General features: G+C 64.4%; 10 protein-coding genes. 7 read left to right on the top strand and 3 right to left on the bottom strand.

Annotated features, from left to right (window positions below):
- Positions 1–69 precede the first annotated feature (69 nt).
- The 6 genes from hutG (at position 70) to LB547_RS06085 (ending at position 15,089) form a co-directional block, all read left to right on the top strand.
- Complete coding sequence (gene hutG / locus LB547_RS06110; RefSeq protein ID WP_140761653.1) at positions 70–885, top strand: N-formylglutamate deformylase; 816 nt, start codon at positions 70–72, stop codon at positions 883–885.
- A gap of 36 nt (positions 886–921) precedes the next feature.
- Positions 922–2,592 (top strand): urocanate hydratase, encoded by a 1,671-nt coding sequence (gene hutU, locus LB547_RS06105; RefSeq protein WP_140521725.1) that lies wholly within the window; start codon positions 922–924, stop codon positions 2,590–2,592.
- Between the two features lie 11 nt (positions 2,593–2,603).
- Entirely contained in the window at positions 2,604–3,191 is a 588-nt protein-coding gene (locus LB547_RS06100) for a HutD family protein (protein WP_140521727.1), read from the top strand.
- Between the two features lie 266 nt (positions 3,192–3,457).
- Positions 3,458–12,034 (top strand): GH36-type glycosyl hydrolase domain-containing protein, encoded by an 8,577-nt coding sequence (locus LB547_RS06095; RefSeq protein WP_140761650.1) that lies wholly within the window; start codon positions 3,458–3,460, stop codon positions 12,032–12,034.
- 354 nt (positions 12,035–12,388) lie between these two features.
- Positions 12,389–14,161 (top strand): glucan ABC transporter ATP-binding protein/ permease, encoded by a 1,773-nt coding sequence (locus tag LB547_RS06090; protein WP_140494133.1) that lies wholly within the window; start codon positions 12,389–12,391, stop codon positions 14,159–14,161.
- A 163-nt stretch (positions 14,162–14,324) separates the two neighbouring features.
- The gene (locus tag LB547_RS06085; protein WP_140761647.1) at positions 14,325–15,089 is read left to right on the top strand and encodes a heme ABC transporter permease; all 765 of its coding nucleotides are present in this window, start codon (positions 14,325–14,327) and stop codon (positions 15,087–15,089) included.
- 24 nt (positions 15,090–15,113) lie between these two features.
- Here the strand turns inward: LB547_RS06085 and LB547_RS06080 are convergent, their stop codons facing one another.
- Positions 15,114–16,172, bottom strand: a complete 1,059-nt coding sequence (locus tag LB547_RS06080; RefSeq protein ID WP_181168345.1) for a D-TA family PLP-dependent enzyme — start codon at positions 16,170–16,172, stop codon at positions 15,114–15,116.
- Between the two features lie 186 nt (positions 16,173–16,358).
- On the opposite strand from LB547_RS06080, the gene LB547_RS06075 reads away from it, so the two are divergent.
- Complete coding sequence (locus LB547_RS06075) at positions 16,359–17,045, top strand: D-lyxose/D-mannose family sugar isomerase (RefSeq protein ID WP_140761641.1); 687 nt, start codon at positions 16,359–16,361, stop codon at positions 17,043–17,045.
- A gap of 93 nt (positions 17,046–17,138) precedes the next feature.
- On the opposite strand, the gene LB547_RS06070 is transcribed toward LB547_RS06075, so the two are convergent.
- On the bottom strand, positions 17,139–18,143 hold the full coding sequence (locus LB547_RS06070; protein ID WP_140673368.1) for a L,D-transpeptidase family protein: 1,005 nt from the start codon (positions 18,141–18,143) through the stop codon (positions 17,139–17,141).
- Between the two features lie 350 nt (positions 18,144–18,493).
- Positions 18,494–18,988 (bottom strand): hypothetical protein, encoded by a 495-nt coding sequence (locus tag LB547_RS06065; RefSeq protein ID WP_224519168.1) that lies wholly within the window; start codon positions 18,986–18,988, stop codon positions 18,494–18,496.
- Between the last annotated feature and the right edge of the window lie 27 nt (positions 18,989–19,015).

Raw genomic sequence — 19,015 nt, 5'->3', positions numbered from 1 at the left:
AGTGCTTGGCATGATAGGTCTCGTTCCTTCGCATCCCAGCCGTAGAGCTCCAACTTGCGGAGATCTCGCATGACACCTCCTTGGCTGACGGTAAATCAAGGCACCGCACCGCTGCTGGTTTCCATGCCGCACACCGGCATCGATCTCGCCGGTCTCGACAACCGGCTGGTCTCGAGCTGGCTTGGCCAGCGCGACTGCGACTGGTGGATCGACAAGCTCTATGATTTTGCCGCAGGTCTTGGCGCCACCGTCGTGCACACCGCCATCTCGCGCACCGTCATCGACGTCAATCGCGATCCGTCCGGGACCTCGCTCTACCCTGGTCAGGCGACGACCGGGCTGTGCCCGACCGAAACCTTCGACGGCGATCCGCTCTACCGTACAGGCGAGGAACCGGGGCCGTCGGAAATCGACGAGCGCCGCCGAAAATTCTTCATGCCCTATCATGCCGCGCTCCAGGCCGAGATCGACCGGCTGCGCGGATTGCATGGCAAAATCGTCCTCTATGACTGCCACTCGATCCGCTCTGTGCTGCCGCGCCTGTTCGATGGCACGCTGCCGGTCTTCAACCTCGGCACCAATGACGGCAAGAGCACGGATCCGGCGTTGCAGGAAAAGGTCGCCGGGATCCTGGCCGAGACCGGCGAGACGTTCGTGGTCAACGGCCGCTTCAAGGGCGGGTGGATCACCCGCCATTTCGGCCAGCCGCAAAACGGCGTCCATGCGCTGCAGATGGAACTGTCCAACCGCGGCTATATGCGCGAGCCCGAAGGCAAGGGCGCGCCCGACAACTGGCCGGTCCCTTACGACGCCGCCTTCGCCGCGCCGATTCGCGCCACACTGACATCCATCCTCGAGACCGCGATTTCGTGGGTCGAGAGCTGACGCCTCGCCGCGCTCATCTGAAAGGGAAGTGACGACATGACCGATCCTCGCCACAACATCCGCGAAGTGCGCAGCCCCCGCGGCGACAAGCTCAACGCCAGGTATTGGACGACCGAAGCGCCGCTGCGCATGCTGATGAACAATCTCGATCCCGATGTCGCCGAAAATCCCAACGAACTGGTCGTCTATGGCGGCATCGGCCGGGCGGCGCGCACCTGGAACGATTTCGACCGCATCGCCGCTTCGCTGAAGACGCTTGGCGAGGACGAGACGCTGCTGGTGCAGTCCGGCAAGCCGGTCGGCGTCTTCCGCACCCATCCGGACGCGCCGCGCGTTTTGATCGCCAACTCCAATTTGGTGCCGCATTGGGCGACCTGGGAGAAATTCAACGAGCTCGATAGGAAAGGCCTGATGATGTACGGCCAGATGACGGCCGGCTCGTGGATCTATATCGGCACGCAAGGCATCGTGCAGGGCACCTACGAGACCTTCGTCGAAGCCGGACGCCAGCACTATGGCGGCGATCTCAGGGGCAAATGGATCCTGACTGGCGGCCTCGGCGGCATGGGCGGCGCGCAGCCTCTCGCCGCCGTCATGGCCGGCGCCTGCTGCCTGGCCGTCGAATGCGATCCCGACCGCATCGATTTCCGGCTGCGCACCCGCTATGTCGACGAGCGGGCCGATACGCTTGACGAGGCGCTGGAGAAGATCGCGCGCTGGACCAGGGCAGGCGAGGCGAAGTCGGTCGGCCTGGTCGGCAACACCGCCGATATCGTGCCCGAGCTGGTGCGGCGCGGCGTGCGCCCCGATATGGTCACCGACCAGACTTCGGCGCACGATCCGTTGAACGGCTATCTGCCCAAGGGCTGGACGCTGGCCGAGTGGCGCGAGAAGCGCACGTCCGACCCGAAAGCAGTCGAGAAAGCCGCCCGCGCCTCGATGCGCGAGCATGTCGAGGCGATGGTGGCCTTCTGGAACGCCGGCGTGCCGACGCTCGACTACGGCAACAACATCCGCCAGGTCGCCAAGGAAGAAGGCTTCGAGAACGCCTTTGCCTTTCCCGGTTTCGTGCCGGCCTATATCCGCCCGCTGTTCTGCCGCGGCATCGGCCCGTTCCGCTGGGCGGCCCTTTCCGGCGACCCGCAGGACATCTATAAGACCGATGCCAAGGTGCGCGAACTGACGCCCGGCAACACCCATTTGCACAACTGGCTGGACATGGCGCGCGAGCGCATCGCCTTCCAGGGCTTGCCGGCGCGCATTTGCTGGGTCGGCCTCGGCGACCGCCACCGGCTGGGCTTGGCCTTCAACGAGATGGTAGCCAAAGGCGAACTCAAGGCGCCTGTCGTCATCGGCCGGGACCATCTCGATTCCGGCTCGGTCGCCTCGCCGAACCGCGAGACCGAGGCGATGAAGGACGGCTCGGATGCGGTTTCCGACTGGCCGCTGCTCAACGCCTTGCTCAACACGGCATCGGGCGCCACCTGGGTGTCGCTGCACCATGGCGGCGGTGTCGGCATGGGCTTTTCCCAGCATGCAGGCATGGTCATCGTCGCGGACGGCACGCCTGAGGCAGCCAGGCGCCTGGAGCGGGTGCTGTGGAACGATCCGGCGACCGGCGTCATGAGGCACGCCGACGCCGGCTACGACATCGCCATCGATTGCGCCAGGGAGCATCAGCTCAATTTGCCCGGCATTCTGGGATAACAGGCCGACCGATGCGCGTCCTGCGGGCAGCCGAATACAAATCGATGCCGTGGAAGAACGGCGGCGGCGTGACGACGGAAATCGCCGTCTCGCCGGCCGATGCCGGGCTCGACACCTTCGATTGGCGTGTCTCGATGGCCCGCGTCGAAGGCAGCGGGCCGTTCTCCAGCTTTGCCGGCATTGACCGCACCCTGTCGGTATTGGAAGGCGAGGGGATCATTCTTGATGTCGCCGGCGAGCCGCCGGCGTGCCTGACCGCCGCTTCAGCGCCGTTTTCCTTTCCAGCCGACCGGCCGACCAGTGCCGAACTGATCGCCGGTCCGATCACCGATCTCAACGTGATGACCCGGCGTGGCCGCATGAGGCATTCCGTCGAACGCCTCGTAATGTCGAACCCTTTGGAAATCGGGATTGAAAGCAGAGCGACCCTCGTCCTGTGCCTGGGTGGGGAAGTCTTGGTTTCCGCCGCAGAGCCTATTCGCCTTAGCCACCTCGACGCACTCCTGACTGCCTCAGCCACAGCTGGCCTGCGCATCAAGCCCATCGACCACCCGACAGTATTCGTGGTCCGGATCGATGGCATTCGACCCAACGATTAACGCTTGTTTCCAAACATGATCGTGATGCCGGCGAAATATAGGGTAAGCTCCAGCCGGGATCACGAAAAAGCCTGAATCCTTTCCGTCGATCGGTCTCGGCGGGAGTGAGGGGCGTTCGTCTTTGAAACTGTCGAAAGACGATGCCTTGTCGTGGTGCGGAAACAATTTTCGGCAAAAGCTGGGCATGCAACCAATTGCATTTGAATCGGTTTTAGGGCCATTGCCGTGGCGGTGACGCCGCTGAGTGCCCGCTTACGGAATTTTCAATGAATATTCAGACGAATCCAGCACAAATCGAAAAGACTAGCGCGAGCTTCCCGCCCATCACGGAAGAACCGATAAGATCCATTTTCCTGCCGGAGGAACGCCTTCGGCTGCTCGGTGAAAGCCTAGCCAAGGGCGATCTCGCGGATCTGTTCGGCCTGACGCCATTCGATTTCCAGGCCCGCATCCGCGACAGCGCCAAGAAGATCCTCGAAGTCTACCGTTCGACCAACGCCGCGCAGGCGAGGGGCGAGACCATCACGCCCGCGGCGCAATGGCTGCTCGACAACAACTATCTGGTCGAAGAAACCATTTTCCAGGTCAAGCGCGACCTGCCGCGCCGCTTCTATCGTCAACTGCCGACGCTGAAGCTGCCGGACGGCGGCGGCGTGCCGCGCGCGCTGGCGCTGGCCTGGACTTATGTGGCGCATTCCGACAGTTCCGTCTCCGCGACCATGTTCAAGGCCATCGTCCAGGGCTTCCAGTCGGTCGAGCCGCTGAAGATCGGCGAACTCTGGGCGCTGCCGTCGCTGTTGCGCTTCGTTCTGATCGAAAATCTTCGCCGCCTTGCGGTCAGGGTCAACCGCACCCGGCAGATGCGCCAGATCGCCAATGATGTCGCCGACAAGGTGCTGGCGACCGACGATACCCGGGACCGGCAAGCGATCCTGGCCAATTTCAGCGCGCACGCCCAGGACACCACCTTTGCCACGCAACTGCTCTACCGCTTGCGCGACGGCTCGCAGAATGCAGGCAAGGCGCTGGAGTGGCTGGAAGGCGAACTCGAGAAGACCGGCTCGGACGCCGAGGAAATCATCATTTCCGAGCATCATACGCTGTCCAGCGGCAATGTGACGACCGGCAACATCATACGCGGCCTGCGGCTCATCAACGATATCGACTGGACGGTGTGGTTCGAGGGCGTCAGCCGTATCGACACGGTGCTGCGCGAGCGCACCGACTTCGCCGCGCTCGATTTCTTCTCGCGTGACCAGTACCGGACCGCGATCGAAGAGCTGGCCCGCCGCTCGAATCTGTCGGAATATCGCGTCGCCGAAAAGGCGATCGAACTGGCCGGCCAGATCACCAACGAAATTGCATCCGCCGCCGACGGCGCAGATGGCCTTGCGGCTCCTTTAGCGCACACGGATGTCGGTTTTTTCCTTGTCGGGCCACGCCGGCTGGAGCTGGAAAAGGCGATCGGCTACCGACCGACCGTCAGTCAGACCGTCAAGCGCACCTTTGCCAAGACCGGATGGCTGGGCATCGTCCTGCCGGTCTTTGCGCTGACCGTGCTGCTGCTGGTGGTTTCCGGCAATGCCCTTGCCAATCTCGGCCTGTCTGTGCCTTCGATCGTCTTGATGCTGGCGCTGTTTGCCGTGCCGGCCAGCGAAGGCGCGCTCGCTTTCTTCAATACCGTTGTCTCGCTGTTCCTCAAGCCGACGCGCCTTATCGGCTATGACTACAGGCACGGCGTGCCGTCCGAGGCACGCACGCTGGTGGTGGTGCCGTCGCTGATCGGCTCGCGCGACGATGTCGAGGAAAACATCCGCAACATCGAGGTGCATTACCTCGCCAATCTGGCGGACGAGATCCACTTCGCCCTGCTGTCGGACTGGCCCGACAGCAAGACCGAGATCGACGCGGCCGACACCGAGATTCTCGAATTCGCCCGTGACGAGATCGCCCGCCTCAACGCCCGCTATCCCGCCGAAGGCGCGCCGCGCTTCTATCTCCTGCACCGGCGCCGGCTCTATAATGCCGCGCAGGGATGCTGGATGGGCTGGGAGCGCAAGCGCGGCAAGCTGCACGAGCTTGACCTGCTGCTGCGCGGCGACAGCGACACCACCTTCCTGCCGCTCGATGTGCCGCTGCCGGAAAAAGTCGTTCACGTAATGACGCTCGACGCCGACACGCGCACCACCCGCGATGCGGTCGCTACGCTTGTCGGCAAGCTTTGCCACCCGCTCAACCGACCGCATTTCGATGCCACCAGGCGCGTCGTCACCTCGGGCTACACGATCCTGCAGCCACGTATCACCGCTTCGCTGACCAGCGGCGACGAGGCGTCGTTCTTCCAACGGGTCTTCTCGGCCAATCGCGGCCTCGATCCTTATGTCTTTGCGGTGTCCGACCTGTACCAGGACGTCTTCGGCGACGGCTCCTTCACCGGCAAGGGCCTCTACCACGTCGATGCCTTCGAGGCCGCGTTACAGGGCCGCATCGAGGAAAACACCATCCTCAGCCACGATCTGCTCGAAGGCGCGCTGGCGCGTTCGGCGCTCGTCACCGACGTCGAACTGGTCGAGGATTACCCGACCCGCTACTCGGTCGATGCCTCGCGCCACCACCGCTGGGCACGCGGCGACTGGCAGCTCCTGGGCTTCATCCTCGATCCGCGCTCCGGCGTGCCGGCGCTGTCGCGTTGGAAGATGGTCGACAATCTGCGCCGCTCGCTGACGCCGATCTTCTGGGTGATGGCGGCGATCGCCGGCTGGACGCTGCTGCCCTTCACGCAGGCAGCACAATGGCAGGCATTGCTGATCCTCAGCCTGTTCATGGCGCCCACTTTCGACGTCGTCAACGCCATACTGCCCAAGAGCGGTGACCAGACGCCGCGCGGCCATTTCTCCGCGCTGGCGCGCGACGTGGCCTTCGGCACCGCCATGGTGGCATTGAAGATCGTGCTGATGGCGCATAACGCCTGGATGATGGGCGACGCCATCGTGCGCACGCTCTACCGGCTGTTCGTCTCCCGGCAGAACCTGCTGGAATGGCGCACCGCCTCGCAGGCGCACAAGGCCGGCGACAACGATGTCGGCTCCTACTACGGCATGATGTACGGCGCCGTGATCGTCGGCTTCGTCGGCCTCGCCATTCCGGTGCTGGCCGATTCCACCGGCGCCTTCGTCGCCTTTTTCTTCGCTCTGTTCTGGATCGGCTCCCCGGCGATCGCAAGCTGGATCAGCCGCTCGGCCGAGACCGAGGACCGGCTGCGCATCTCGCAGGCCGACATCCATGCGCTGCGCACCGTGGCGCGCCGCACCTGGCACTATTTCGAAACCTTCGTCACGGCGGAGCATCATCACCTGCCGCCGGACAATTTCCAGGAGAGCCCGGCGCCGGTGGTCGCGCCGCGCACCTCCCCGACCAATATCGGCGTCTATCTCCTGTCGGTCGTCTCGGCTCGCGATTTCGGCTGGATCAGCCTGTCCGACGCCATCACCCGCATCGATGCCACCATGACGACCATCGAGAGCATGCCGCGCAACCGCGGCCATCTCTTCAACTGGTACGACACCACCACACTGAAGCCGCTCTATCCGCTCTACATCTCGGCTGTCGACAGCGGCAATCTCGCCGGCCATTTGGTGGCGGTGGCGGCGGCCTGCGCCGAATGGGCCGAGGCGCCGTCCGTTCATCTCCAGGGCGATTTCGAGGGCATCCTCGACACAGTGACCATCCTCGGCGAGAGCCTGGATGAGCTGCCCGACGACCGCCGTCAGCTGCGGCCGCTGCGCCAGCGCCTTGCCGACCGCCTCGACGGCATGCGGCGCGCCGTCGACACCATCAAGGCGCAGCCGGAAATGGCCTCGATCCGCACCATCAATTTGGCTGTGCTGGCCGGCGAGATCCGCAAGCTCGCCACCGCCATCCACACCGAGGCGGCATCGCCACAGAGCGATGTCATCGTCGACTGGGCGGCCAGGCTCGAAGCCACCTGCGAGGCGCATGTCCACGACGCCCACAGCGACGACAACGCCGTAGAGGCGCTGCGTGCCAAGCTGCTCACCCTGCGCGAGCGCACGCGCCGCTTCGCCTTCGAGATGGAGTTCTCGTTCCTGATGCGGCCGGAGCGCAAGCTGCTGTCGATCGGCTACCGGGTCGAGGAGCACCAGCTCGACGAGAGCTGCTACGATCTTCTGGCCTCCGAGGCGCGGCTGACCAGCCTGTTCGCCATCGCAAAGGGCGACCTGCCGACTGAGCACTGGTTCCGGCTTGGCCGGCCGATCGTCGAGATAGGCTTCCAGGGCGCGCTGATGTCCTGGTCCGGCTCGATGTTCGAGTATCTGATGCCGCCGCTGGTGATGAAGGAACCGCAAGGTTCGATTCTCAACCAGACCAGCAAGCTGATCATCAAACGTCAGATCCAGTATGGCCGCCAGAAGAACGTGCCCTGGGGCATCTCGGAAGCGGCCTACAACGCCCGCGACCGCGAGCTGACCTACCAGTACACCAATTTCGGCGTGCCTGGTCTCGGGTTGAAGCGCGGCCTTGGCCAGAACACGGTGATCGCGCCTTACGCCACCGTGCTGGCCGCGCAGTTCAACCCGCGCGAAGCGGTGCAGAACCTAGCGCGACTGCGGGAGCTCGGCGCGCTTGGCCGCCATGGTTACTACGACGCGGTCGATTTCACGCCGCAGCGCGTGCCGGAAGGCACCGATCACGTCGTCGTGCAGAACTACATGGCCCACCATTCCGGTATGTCGATCGCGGCGGTCGCCGATGCCATTTTCGAGGGTCGCCTGCGCGACCGTTTTCACAGCGATCCGGTCATCGAGTCGGCCGAACTTCTGCTCCAGGAGAGGGCGCCGCGCGACATCCCGACTGCGACCGTCAGAACCGAGGCGGACGAACGGGCGAAGGACGAGACCGAAACCGAGAGTCCCGACACCCGCATCGTGCTCGATCCTGTGCGGGCACTGCGTTCGACCAACGTGATGTCGAACGGCCGCTATTCGGTGATGGTCACCGCGACAGGCTCCGGCTACAGCCGGTGGGGCGATCTGTCCGTCACGCGCTGGCAGCCGGATCCGACCGAGGACCGGCTCGGCTCCTACATCTTCTTGCGCGACGCAGGCAGTGGCGACTGGTGGTCGGCGACGGCGGAGCCGAAGCGCGCGGCCGAGGAGCGCACCCAGACGCTGTTCTCCGACGACAAGGCGAGCTTCGTCAAACTGGTCGGCACGCTGCGCTCCGAGGTCGAATGCATCGTCATCTCGGAAGGCAATGGCGAAGGCCGCCGCGTGACGCTGTTCAACGAGGGACCGACCGACCGTCACATCGAAGTGACCTCCTTCGCCGAGCTGGTGCTGGGCCTGGAGGTATCCGACAATGCCCATCCCGCCTTCTCGAAAATGTTCGTGGAGACCGAAATTGCCCCCAACAATGGGGCGATCTTCGCCACGCGGCGCAAGCGCGAGACCAGCGAGCCAGACGTGACGATGGTGCATTTCGTCACCGACCCGTCCGGTCCGGCGCGCGACGCCGAAGCCGAGACCGACAGGCGCGCCTTCATCGGCCGCGGCCGCACCATCGTCGACGCTGCGGCGTTCGATCCAGGCGCTCGGCTTGGCGGCCATTCCGGCTTCACCCTCGATCCCGTCGCCTCGCTGCGCCGCCAGGTGCGCGTGCCCGCCAACAAGAAGATATCGCTGACCTTCTGGACCGTCGTCGGTTCCAACCGCGCGGAGCTGGAGGAGGCCATTGCCCGGCTCGACCACCCGGAGAGCTTTGCCCGACAGGCAATGCTTGCCTGGACGCGCAGCCAGGTGCAGACCCGGCATCTCGGCCTCAGCCTGGCCGACGCCGCCAACGTACAGAAGCTGGCGCGCTATCTGATCTATCCCGATCCATTCCTGCGCCTGCCGGCCGAATCCATCGCTTCGGGACTGGGCAAGCAGTCGAGCCTGTGGCCGACCAGCATCTCCGGCGATTTCCCGATCTTCCTGGTCAGGATCGGCGACGTCGCCGATCTCGAAATCGTCGCCCAGGCGCTCCGTTTCCAGGAGTACATGCGCACCCGTGGCATGATGATCGATTTCGTCGTCGTCAACGAACAGGCGTCCTCCTATGTGCAGGACCTGCAGCGAGCAGTCGAATCCCTGTGCGAGAACAGCCGCTTGCGCGGCAAGGAGCTCGGACCGCGCCAGCACATATTCGCCGTGCGCCGCGACCTGATGGACGAGACCACCTACAAGACGCTGCTTGCGGTTGCCCGCGTGGTTCTGCACACGCGCAACGGCACCATCTTCGATCAGATCGAGCGGGCCGAAGTGGCCGCCTTGCAGGCGCGCGATGCCCAGCAGCCGGCGGCATTGCCCGAATTGGGGCCTATGACGCATTCCTTTGGCTCGCAGGCCCTGGCGGCGGACGGGCACGGGCTCAGCCAATGGAACGGGTTCGGTGGTTTCGAGGGCGACGGGCGGCATTATGTCGTGCGCCTGGCCGGCCGCAGCACCACGCCCCAACCCTGGATCAATGTTATTTCCAATGCCTCGTTCGGCTTCCACGTCTCCGCCGAAGGCGCTGCCTTCACCTGGAGCCGCAACAGCCGCGATTACCAACTGACGCCGTGGTCGAACGATCCGGTTTCGAACCGGCCCGGTGAGGGCATCTATATCTATGATCACGCCAGTGGCCGGGCATTCTCGCCGCTCGCCGCCGTGGTGCGCGATCCGTCGATGACTTACGAGACGTGGCACGGCCAAGGGTTCTCCACCTTCCGGTCGAAGCGCGGCTCATTGTCGATGGACCTTACCCATGTCGTCGACCCTGTCGACCCGGTGAAGATTTCCCGCCTGCGCATCCAGAATACCGGCCCGGCGCCGGCCAGGCTGCGCGTCTATGCCTATGCCGAATGGGTGCTGGGCGGACATCGCTCGCGCACGGCGGCGACCATCGTTCCGTCGCGCGATGCCGCCACCGGCGCCTTGCTGGCACAGAACCCCTACGGGCTCGATTTCGGCGAGCGCGTCGCCTTCCTCGCCGCCGATGACGGCGTGCATTCGGTGACAGCAGACCGGACCGAATTCCTGGGCCGGCACGGCACCAGCGAGTTTCCGCAGGCGGTGCTGAGCGGTGCGGGACTGTCAGGCCGCGTGGAGGCCGGCGACGATCCCTGCGCTGCAATCGCCCGCGACATCGATGTTCCGGCCGGCGGCGACGTCACGCTGTTCTGGCTGCTCGGGGACGCTGGCTCGGCCGCGGAAGCGAGCGCCCTGGTGCGCAAGCATCGGGGCAGGGATTTCGACCAGCGTCTGGCCGACAACGAGCGCGAGTGGCGCGGCTTCCTCGACACCATTCAGGTCGAAACGCCGGACAAGGCGCTCGACGCCATGGTCAACCACTGGCTGCCCTACCAGAGCCTCGCCTGCCGCATCCGCGCCCGCTCTGCCTTCTATCAGGCCAGCGGCGCCTTCGGCTTCCGCGACCAGTTGCAGGACACGCTGGCTCTGCTGGCGCACGATCCCAAACTGGCGCGAGACCAGATCCTCAACGCGGCGCGTCGGCAGTTCCCTGAAGGCGACGTGCAGCATTGGTGGCTGCCGCGCACCGGGGCGGGTGTGCGTACGCTGATCTCCGACGACGTGGTCTGGCTGGCCCATGCCACCGCGCGCTACCTGCTGGTGACGGGTGACGCCACCATCCTGAAGGAGCAGCTGCCCTTCATCGATGGACAGCCGCTCAGCGAGGGCGAGCACGATGCCTTCTTCACGCCCGAAATTTCGAAAAAGACAGCGTCCCTCTACGAGCATTGCGCGCGTGCGCTCGATCTTGCCATTACGCGCAGCAGTCCCGCCGGGCTGCCGCTGATCCTCGGCGGCGACTGGAATGACGGCATGAACCGCGTCGGCGAGCAAGGCAAGGGCGAGAGCGTCTGGCTCGGATGGTTCCTGCTGCGGACGCTGGGCGACTTCGCCGCCGTGGCCAAGACGGAGGGTGATGCCAAGCACGCGCAGGCCTGGGCAAAGCATGCCGACGCGCTGAAACGCGCGCTGGAGAGCACGGCATGGGACGGCGAATGGTATCGGCGCGGCAGTTTTGACGATGGCACGCCGCTCGGTTCGCGCTCATCCCAGGAGTGCAGGATCGACTCCATCGCCCAGTCCTGGAGCGTGCTCTCGGGCGAGGGCGATCCGGCGCGTTCGACGACGGCGATGCAGCAGGCGACCAAGCTGCTCGTCGACGACGAACTCAAGATCCTCAAGCTGTTCACGCCGCCCTTTTCGAAGACGAAGAAGGACCCGGGCTACATCAAGAGCTACCCGCCGGGCGTTCGCGAGAATGGCGGCCAGTATACTCATGCCGCCACCTGGTTCGTCATCGCGCTGGCCGAAATGGGGCTGAACGACGAAGCCTATCGCTGCTTCTCGATGCTGAACCCGGTCAACCACGCATTGGACGAGGCCTCGGCAGAGCGCTACCGCGTCGAGCCCTACGTGGTTGCGGCCGATATCTACGCCGGCGACGGCAATGCCAGCGACAACAAGGGCGGCCGCGGTGGCTGGACGTGGTACACGGGCTCGGCGGGCTGGCTGTACCGGGCGGCGGTCGAAGGCATTCTCGGCATCGAGCGGCGTGGAAAGCAGATCACGTTTAGGCCGAAACTGCCCAGCCATTGGGATGGCTACGCCGCCACGCTCAAAATGCTGGGGGCCGAAGTCACGGTGCGTGTCGTCCGCGACAAAAAGACCAAGTCGATCTCGCTTGAAGTTGATGGTTCGAAGACGAAATCCGCGTCTTTCCAACCGAAGGCTGGTAGCAAGGTCGAAGTTGTCGTGAAGATACCTTCGTAAAATCAACAGCTTCAACCCTGTCCCGCGCATCCTCCGGAATGCGCGGGATAGTCTTTTGTCTATTTGCAGATATCCGCTTGGGCAGCCGGCGGATCCGGTCGGGCCATGCCGGGCAAGTTCCCCGTGATTAAAAATGTGGCAGCGCTCAGCGGCTGCCATGATTTTGCCGCAAGGCTGACATTTCACCTTTTATCTCAACCCGTTAGGTGATCACGTGAGATTTCGCATCGTCGTCATCTTTTGTTCGCTAAACGGGAACGGAAGGGATAGACGGGCATTGTTTTGCGACGCGTTAACCGATACGTGTCAAGAAATGGTGCGGTGCACAATAAATGTTTTGGCGGAGTAGCTGAAGTGTCCCTTCTGCAAATCTACTGGCGAGCGCTCGGTTATTTGGCAGCTGACAGGAAACGCGTGGCGCTGATCTGCTCAGCCAATGTCGCGCTGGCCATCATCGCCATCCTGGAGCCGATCATGTTCGGTCGCGTGATCGACGCGATTTCCGCACACGGCTCCGTCTTTTCGACGCTCGCCCTCTGGGCCGGCCTCGGCGCCTTCAACATCATCGCGTTCGTTCTTGTGGCGCGCGGCGCCGACCGCTTCGCCCACGCCCGGCGCAGCGAAGTGCTCTGCGACTCCTTCGAGCGCGTCATCACCATGCCGCTCGCCTGGCATCATCAGCGCGGCACGTCCAATTCCCTGCACACGCTGCTGCGTGCCGTGGAGACCTTGTTTAGTCTCTGGCTCGAATTCATGCGCCAGCATCTGTCCACGGCCGTCGCGTTGTTCCTGCTGATCCCGACCGCGCTCAGCATGGACGTGCGCATGTCGATGGTGCTGCTGGCTCTCGGCGTGCTCTATGTCGGCATCGGCCGGCTGGTGATGAAGCGGACCAAGGCAGGCCAGGCCGCCGTGGAGCGCCACTATCACACCGTATTCGCCCATGTGACGGACTCGGTCAGCAACGTCGCCGTTTTGCAGAGCTACAACCGCCTCGGCCATGAGGCCGATACGCTGCGCCGCTACGTCAAGAACCTGCTCGATGCGCAGAACCCTGTGCTCGACTGGTGGGCCATGGCCAATGCGCTGCATCGCCTGTCGTCGACGATTTCGATGATGGTGGTGCTTTTGATCGGCGCCTATCTGGTCACCCACGGCCAGCTGCGCATCGGCGACGTCATCGCCTTCACCGGTTTTGCAACGCTGCTGATCGCACGTCTCGACCAGATGTCGGCATTCGCCAACCAGATTTCGGAGGCCCGCGCCAAGCTCGAGGATTTCTACCATCTCGAGGACTCGGCGGCCGACGCCGCCGAACCGGACGGGCTGCGCGATCTCACTAACGTCACCGGCCATGTCCGCTTCGAGAATGTCGGCTTCGAATTCGCCAATTCGGGGCAGGGCATCCACGACGTCTCCTTCGAGGTCCAGGCGGGCCAGACCGTAGCCATCGTTGGGCCGACCGGCGCCGGCAAGACCACGCTCATCAATCTGTTGCAGCGCGTCTTCTCGCCGTCCACCGGCCGTATCCTGATCGACGGCATCGACACCCGCACCGTGACCCGCAAGTCGCTGCGCCATTCGATCGCCACCGTGTTCCAGGATGCAGGCCTGCTCAACCGCTCGATCGAGGACAACATCCGCGTCGGCCGCTCCGATGCGACCAACGACGAGATCCATGCCGCCGCCAACGCGGCTGCCGCACAGGACTTCATCCTGGCCAAGAGCAATGGCTACGACACGGTAGTCGGCGAACGTGGCGGCCAGTTGTCTGGCGGCGAGCGCCAGCGCATCGCCATTGCCCGCGCCGTGTTGAAGGATGCTCCGATCCTGGTGCTGGATGAGGCGACCAGCGCCCTCGACGTCGAGACAGAAGACCGCGTCAAGGAAGCGATCGACGAATTGCGCCGCGACCGCACCACCTTCATCATCGCCCACCGCCTGACTACCGTCCGCGACGCCGATCTGGTCGTGTTCATGGACAAGGGCAGGGTGGTCGAAATGGGTGGCTTCGCCGAGCTGTCGCTGCGCAACGGCCGTTTCGCCAGCCTGCTGCGCGCCGGCGGCCTGCTCAACGACGAAGAGGTCCGCCGCCTCAGCCGCTCGATACAGGGCGAGGCCGCCTGAGCGGGTTCTTTTACCTCCCCCGTGGGAGGTCGGACCGAAGGTCCGGTCGGGGAGCGCCGCCGTCCTCACCCCGCTGCTTCGCAGCACCCCCCAAGGGGAGGTGACAAGGCCTGCGACACTCCCTCGATTGCCCCAGACGCATAGCCGGGCTATTTAAAGCGGCATGAGCGACAGCACTTCACGCCTGAGCGGCTGGACCGATCTTGCCAACCCGACACGGTTCGTGGTGCTTGCCGACCGGGTGGTGCCGTGGCTGGCGACGATTGCGGCGCTGACCCTTGCCGCCGGGCTCTATATGAGCTTCACCGCGCCCGAGGACTTCCAGCAAGGCATCACCGTCCGCATCATGTACATCCATGTGCCTTTCGCCTGGTTGGCCATGATGTGCTACACGCTGATGGCGCTCTCGGCGCTCGGCACATTGGTCTGGCGCCATCCGCTGGCCGATGTCGCGCTGAAATCGGCGGCCCCCATAGGTGCCGTCTTCACCGCGCTGGCGCTGATCACCGGTTCGATCTGGGGCAAGCCGATGTGGGGCACCTGGTGGGTATGGGACGCGCGGCTGACTTCGGTTTTCGTGCTCTTCCTGATGTATCTCGGCATTATCGCGCTGACCCGCGCGCTCGATGACGCCGGCCGCGCCGCCTGGGCCGCCGCCATCATCACGCTGGTCGGCTTCATCAACATCCCGATCATAAAGTTCTCGGTCGATTGGTGGAACACGCTGCACCAGCCGGCCTCGGTATTCCGCATGGGCGGCTCGACCATCGACCCCTCGATGCTGTGGCCGCTGCTGGTGATGGCCATCGGCTTCACGGTGCTGTTCTTCGCGCTGCACCTGATGGCGATGCGTACCGAAATCCACCGGCGGCGGGTGATTGCGATGCGCAGGGTCGCGGCCCGGCAGGCTGAGCGTCAGCCGGCTTGAATCACCCGCGCCTGGCCAAAGAAGTCATCCCATCCGCCCACGTGCGGCCACCGGCAGGGTTTCCAGCACCGTCTCGCCGTCGATCAAATTGACCTCATTGAACAGGTTGGTGACGACGCAGCAATGGTCGGGCACCACGCGCACGCGCTCGCCGATGCGAAGCTTGCCATCGCCTGAGAGCGTGACCGTGCCGTGTTCCTCGCTCAGGCCCGTCACCCGCGCTCCCGCAACGCCGAGCAGCTCGCCGAAATCGGCGAGCCCCAGCGTATCGCTCGACAGCGCCTTGCTGCCGGCGTCGAGGATGGCACGCGTCCGCGTCGGATGGCTGACCACGGTCGACAGCACGCTCAGCGCGCAATCGTCGAGGCTGCCGACGCCCTTGGCGACCTGGTAGCGGTCGAGATAGATGTAGGTGCCGGGGCGGTATTCCGTGACGACGCTGTCTTCGCCGGAGCGCCACATGTCGGGCGTGCCGCCGCTGGAGATGCGCGCGCAGGCGAGACCGCAGGCGGCCAGCGCCTGCCTGGCGCCGGCGAGCCAGGCCTCGGCCTCCCCCGCACGGCCCGCGGCCGGATAGGTCATCAGCCCGCCGAAGGCGAGGCCCTTTGCCGTCTCGATCTGTCTTGCCAGGCCAACCGCTTCACCGGCCGTCTGCACGCCGCAGCGCCCCATGCCAGTGTCGCATTCGACCAGCACCGGCAGGGGATGGCCGGCATCGGTGAAGGTGGCGGCCAGTCCGTCGATCGTCTCCATGCTGTCCGCCGTCACCGACAGGGTGACGCGCCCATGCAGCGCCTTCAGCCGCTCCAGCTTGGCGCGGCCAAGGATGTTGTAGGGGAGAAAAATGTCGGTCAGCCCGGCATCGGCCATCACCTCGGCCTCGCCGATCTTCTGGCAGGTGATGCCGACCGCGCCCGCCGCCACCTGCTTCTTCGCCCAATAGGGCAGCTTATGCGTCTTGATGTGCGGCCTGAGCTTCAACCCGTGGCGGTCGGCATGCGCCTGCGCGCGGGCAATATTGGCTTCGGCGCGCGCGGCGTCGATCAGGATCGATGGCGTATCGAGGTCGTGAATGGTCGGCATCATCTGTCACCCTGTGGAATCCGCAGGGGTTATGGCCCTGAAAGCGCCTTATGTCACGCGGCCAGCCGAGCGGATCCGTGGTTCCATGCGTCCGCGCTGCAAGCCGGGGCGAGGCAATACGGATCGACACCGCATCGTCGTTCGGCTATGCGATTTGTCGGAAAAGTCGACACGAGGACCACGATCATGAAACGCTCCGCCATCAACGACATCATCCGCGAAGCCGACGCTTTCATCCGCTCGTTCGGTTACATCATGCCGCCCTTCGCCTACTGGTCGCCGGAAGAGATGAAGGCGCGCCAGATCGATTCCTCGGCCATTTTCACCTCGCGGCTCGGCTGGGACATCACCGACTACGGCCAGGAAAAGTTCAAGGAGCTCGGCCTGTTCCTGTTCACCGTGCGCAACGGCCGCTACGAGGACATGAAGAAGGGCATGGGCATGCTCTATGCCGAGAAGATCATGATCTCGCGCAAGGACCAGTTGTCGCCGATGCACCGCCACAACATCAAGGCCGAGGACATCATCAACCGTGGCGGCGGCAAGCTGGTGCTGGAACTGTTCATGCACGATCGCGACGGCGGCATCGATCCCAGGGCCGAGGTGTCGGTGCCTGTCGACGGCACCATCCACCGGTTGCCGGCGGGCGGGCTGCTGAAGCTCGATCCGGGCCAGAGCGTCACGCTGCTGCCCGGCGTCTGGCATGCCTTCTGGGCCGAAGGCAAGGACGTACTGATCGGCGAGGTGTCGACCGTCAATGACGATCTCACCGACAATGTATTTCGCGAGCCGATCGGTCGCTTCTCCAACATCGACGAGGACGTCGCCCCGCTGCACCTGCTGGTGTCCGATTATGAGAAGTGGCTGGGGTGATTTCGCCGTGAATCGAGGCGCCGGCCGGCTGACGGCAAGGCCGGCAGCGCCTCAATGGCAGCAGCCAAGTGAAAGTGAGTCCCCCGGTTGCCTCTACGGCGATCCCTGGTCGATCGATCCCACCGCTTCGCCGGTGAAGATGACCTTCGTGCCCTCGTGCACTTCGGAGGCGAGATCTTCGGCGTCCCAATTGGTCAGCCTGATGCAGCCATGCGAGAAGGTTTTCCCGATCTTGCTCGGGTCCGGAGTCCCGTGAATGCCGTAACTTTCGATGGACAAATCAATCCACACCGATCCCACCGGATTGTTTGGCCCGGCGGCGATCGTGAAGGGGCGCTTGGTCCTGACCCCCTTGAAGGCGAAGTCGGGATCGTAGTGATAGGTCGGGTTGTGCACCACGCGTTTGACCTCTGCCTGGCCGCTCGGCGCCGGCTTCTCCTGGCTGCCGATCGAGGCGGGGTACACCGCAAGCACTTTGCCGGACGGGTCGAGCACGCGAAGCTGGCGCGCGCCCTTGTCGACCTCGACCTCAGCAACACCCGCGGGCGGATCGCCTCGGGTGACGGCAGGCACCAGCACCTTTTGCCCGGCCTTCCTGAAGCCGACGCCAGGGTTGAGCCGTTGAAGCAACTGTTGGCTGACGTGGAAGCGCTCCGCTATTTTTTCCGCCGCGTTGTGGTAGCCGAGCCTGCGCAGGCGGGCCATTTTCTCCATGCGCGCCGGAATTCGCCTGGTAAACGGTCCGCGCACATCCTTGCGCGTCAGCTCGTACGTCTCGAGCGCCGGGCTCGGGGAGGTCGCGACCAGCTTGTCCCAGGTCTGGCGGGTGAGCTTACCATCGGCGGGCAGCCCGTTGGCGGCCTGAAACGCCCGGACCGCCTTGGCGAAGTTCTCTGCTGCGCGGCCGTCGATCAGGCCCGGCGAGAAGCGCGCGCGATCCAGAAGGATCTGTGCCTTCAGCACGGTCGCACTGACGCCTTTTGCTTCGCTGTCGTCGAATTGCGCGTTGTTGACGGCTGCGACGTCCAGCTTTGCCGCCGCCGATACGTCACATGCCATGGCGAGCACGACAGCCGCGACGAGAAGGAGCCTGGTCATCGACGTCACACTCCTGCATGAGCACCTGCTTCTATGACGTTGCAGGGCCGATCTGGTTCCATTCCCCCCTGCATTTGAGCCGCGATCACCGACCGCCAGTATGAGGAATACGGATCGGGACGTCCGGCGGTCGCGCGGATGCATGTGATGATAGACTTAACGGCAAGAACTCGGCGCCGGCTGCACGCTCGTCCTGCACAGGCATGACGAGCTGATTGGTACATCCGTCTTGGCCAACCTTGCTTGCAGCGCCGGCAACGCCTCGCTTCGCCGCGCCGTGTCAGGCATTCCACCAGCCCGTGCAGCGCCTATGACAAAGCCGGGCTCACCCGCATCGGTGCCGAACGTCTTTAACTGCCAGGCCTGCCCTTGTTTTGTTTGCGGGCATAGACGACGCATGCGTCGACGGCGCTGACACACAGCCCATCGCGGCGGTTTGGAAGGTTGTTGTCGCCCGCATAGGCGACCTCAGCCACACGGCCATCGACGATGCGAACCTGTGTGTTGCAATAACCTCCCGGAGCGACATTCAACGACCCGCCGACGGAAGGGATGGGGCCCACCGCGAAGGTAGGAAGCACGACATTGACATTGCCCCGCTGCACCGCGCGCTCATAGCTCCAGATTTGCCCCGATGCTCCTTCGTCGGCGGTGGCGGTGGGGAACCCCGCGCACATTCGCAGGTCCGCTTCGCTGAGGCCGACCATTTCCTTTTGGGCGGCAGCCGTTGTGGGATCCTCTTTCGCAAGCTTGGACGTATCGTCGGGAACGACGCAGGACCAGAGCGCGCCCGTGCCGGTGAGAAGAAACAGGATAGCCGGTAGTCGAATCCCGCGAGACGCCAAAACCGCTCTCCGATCTGCTGGATTGTT

The sequence above is a fragment of the Mesorhizobium sp. B264B1B genome, from assembly GCF_020165765.1.
Taxonomy (GTDB): domain Bacteria; phylum Pseudomonadota; class Alphaproteobacteria; order Rhizobiales; family Rhizobiaceae; genus Mesorhizobium.
Note: the sequence above shows the minus strand (reverse complement) of the source record. Positions and strands in the feature narration are given on the sequence as shown.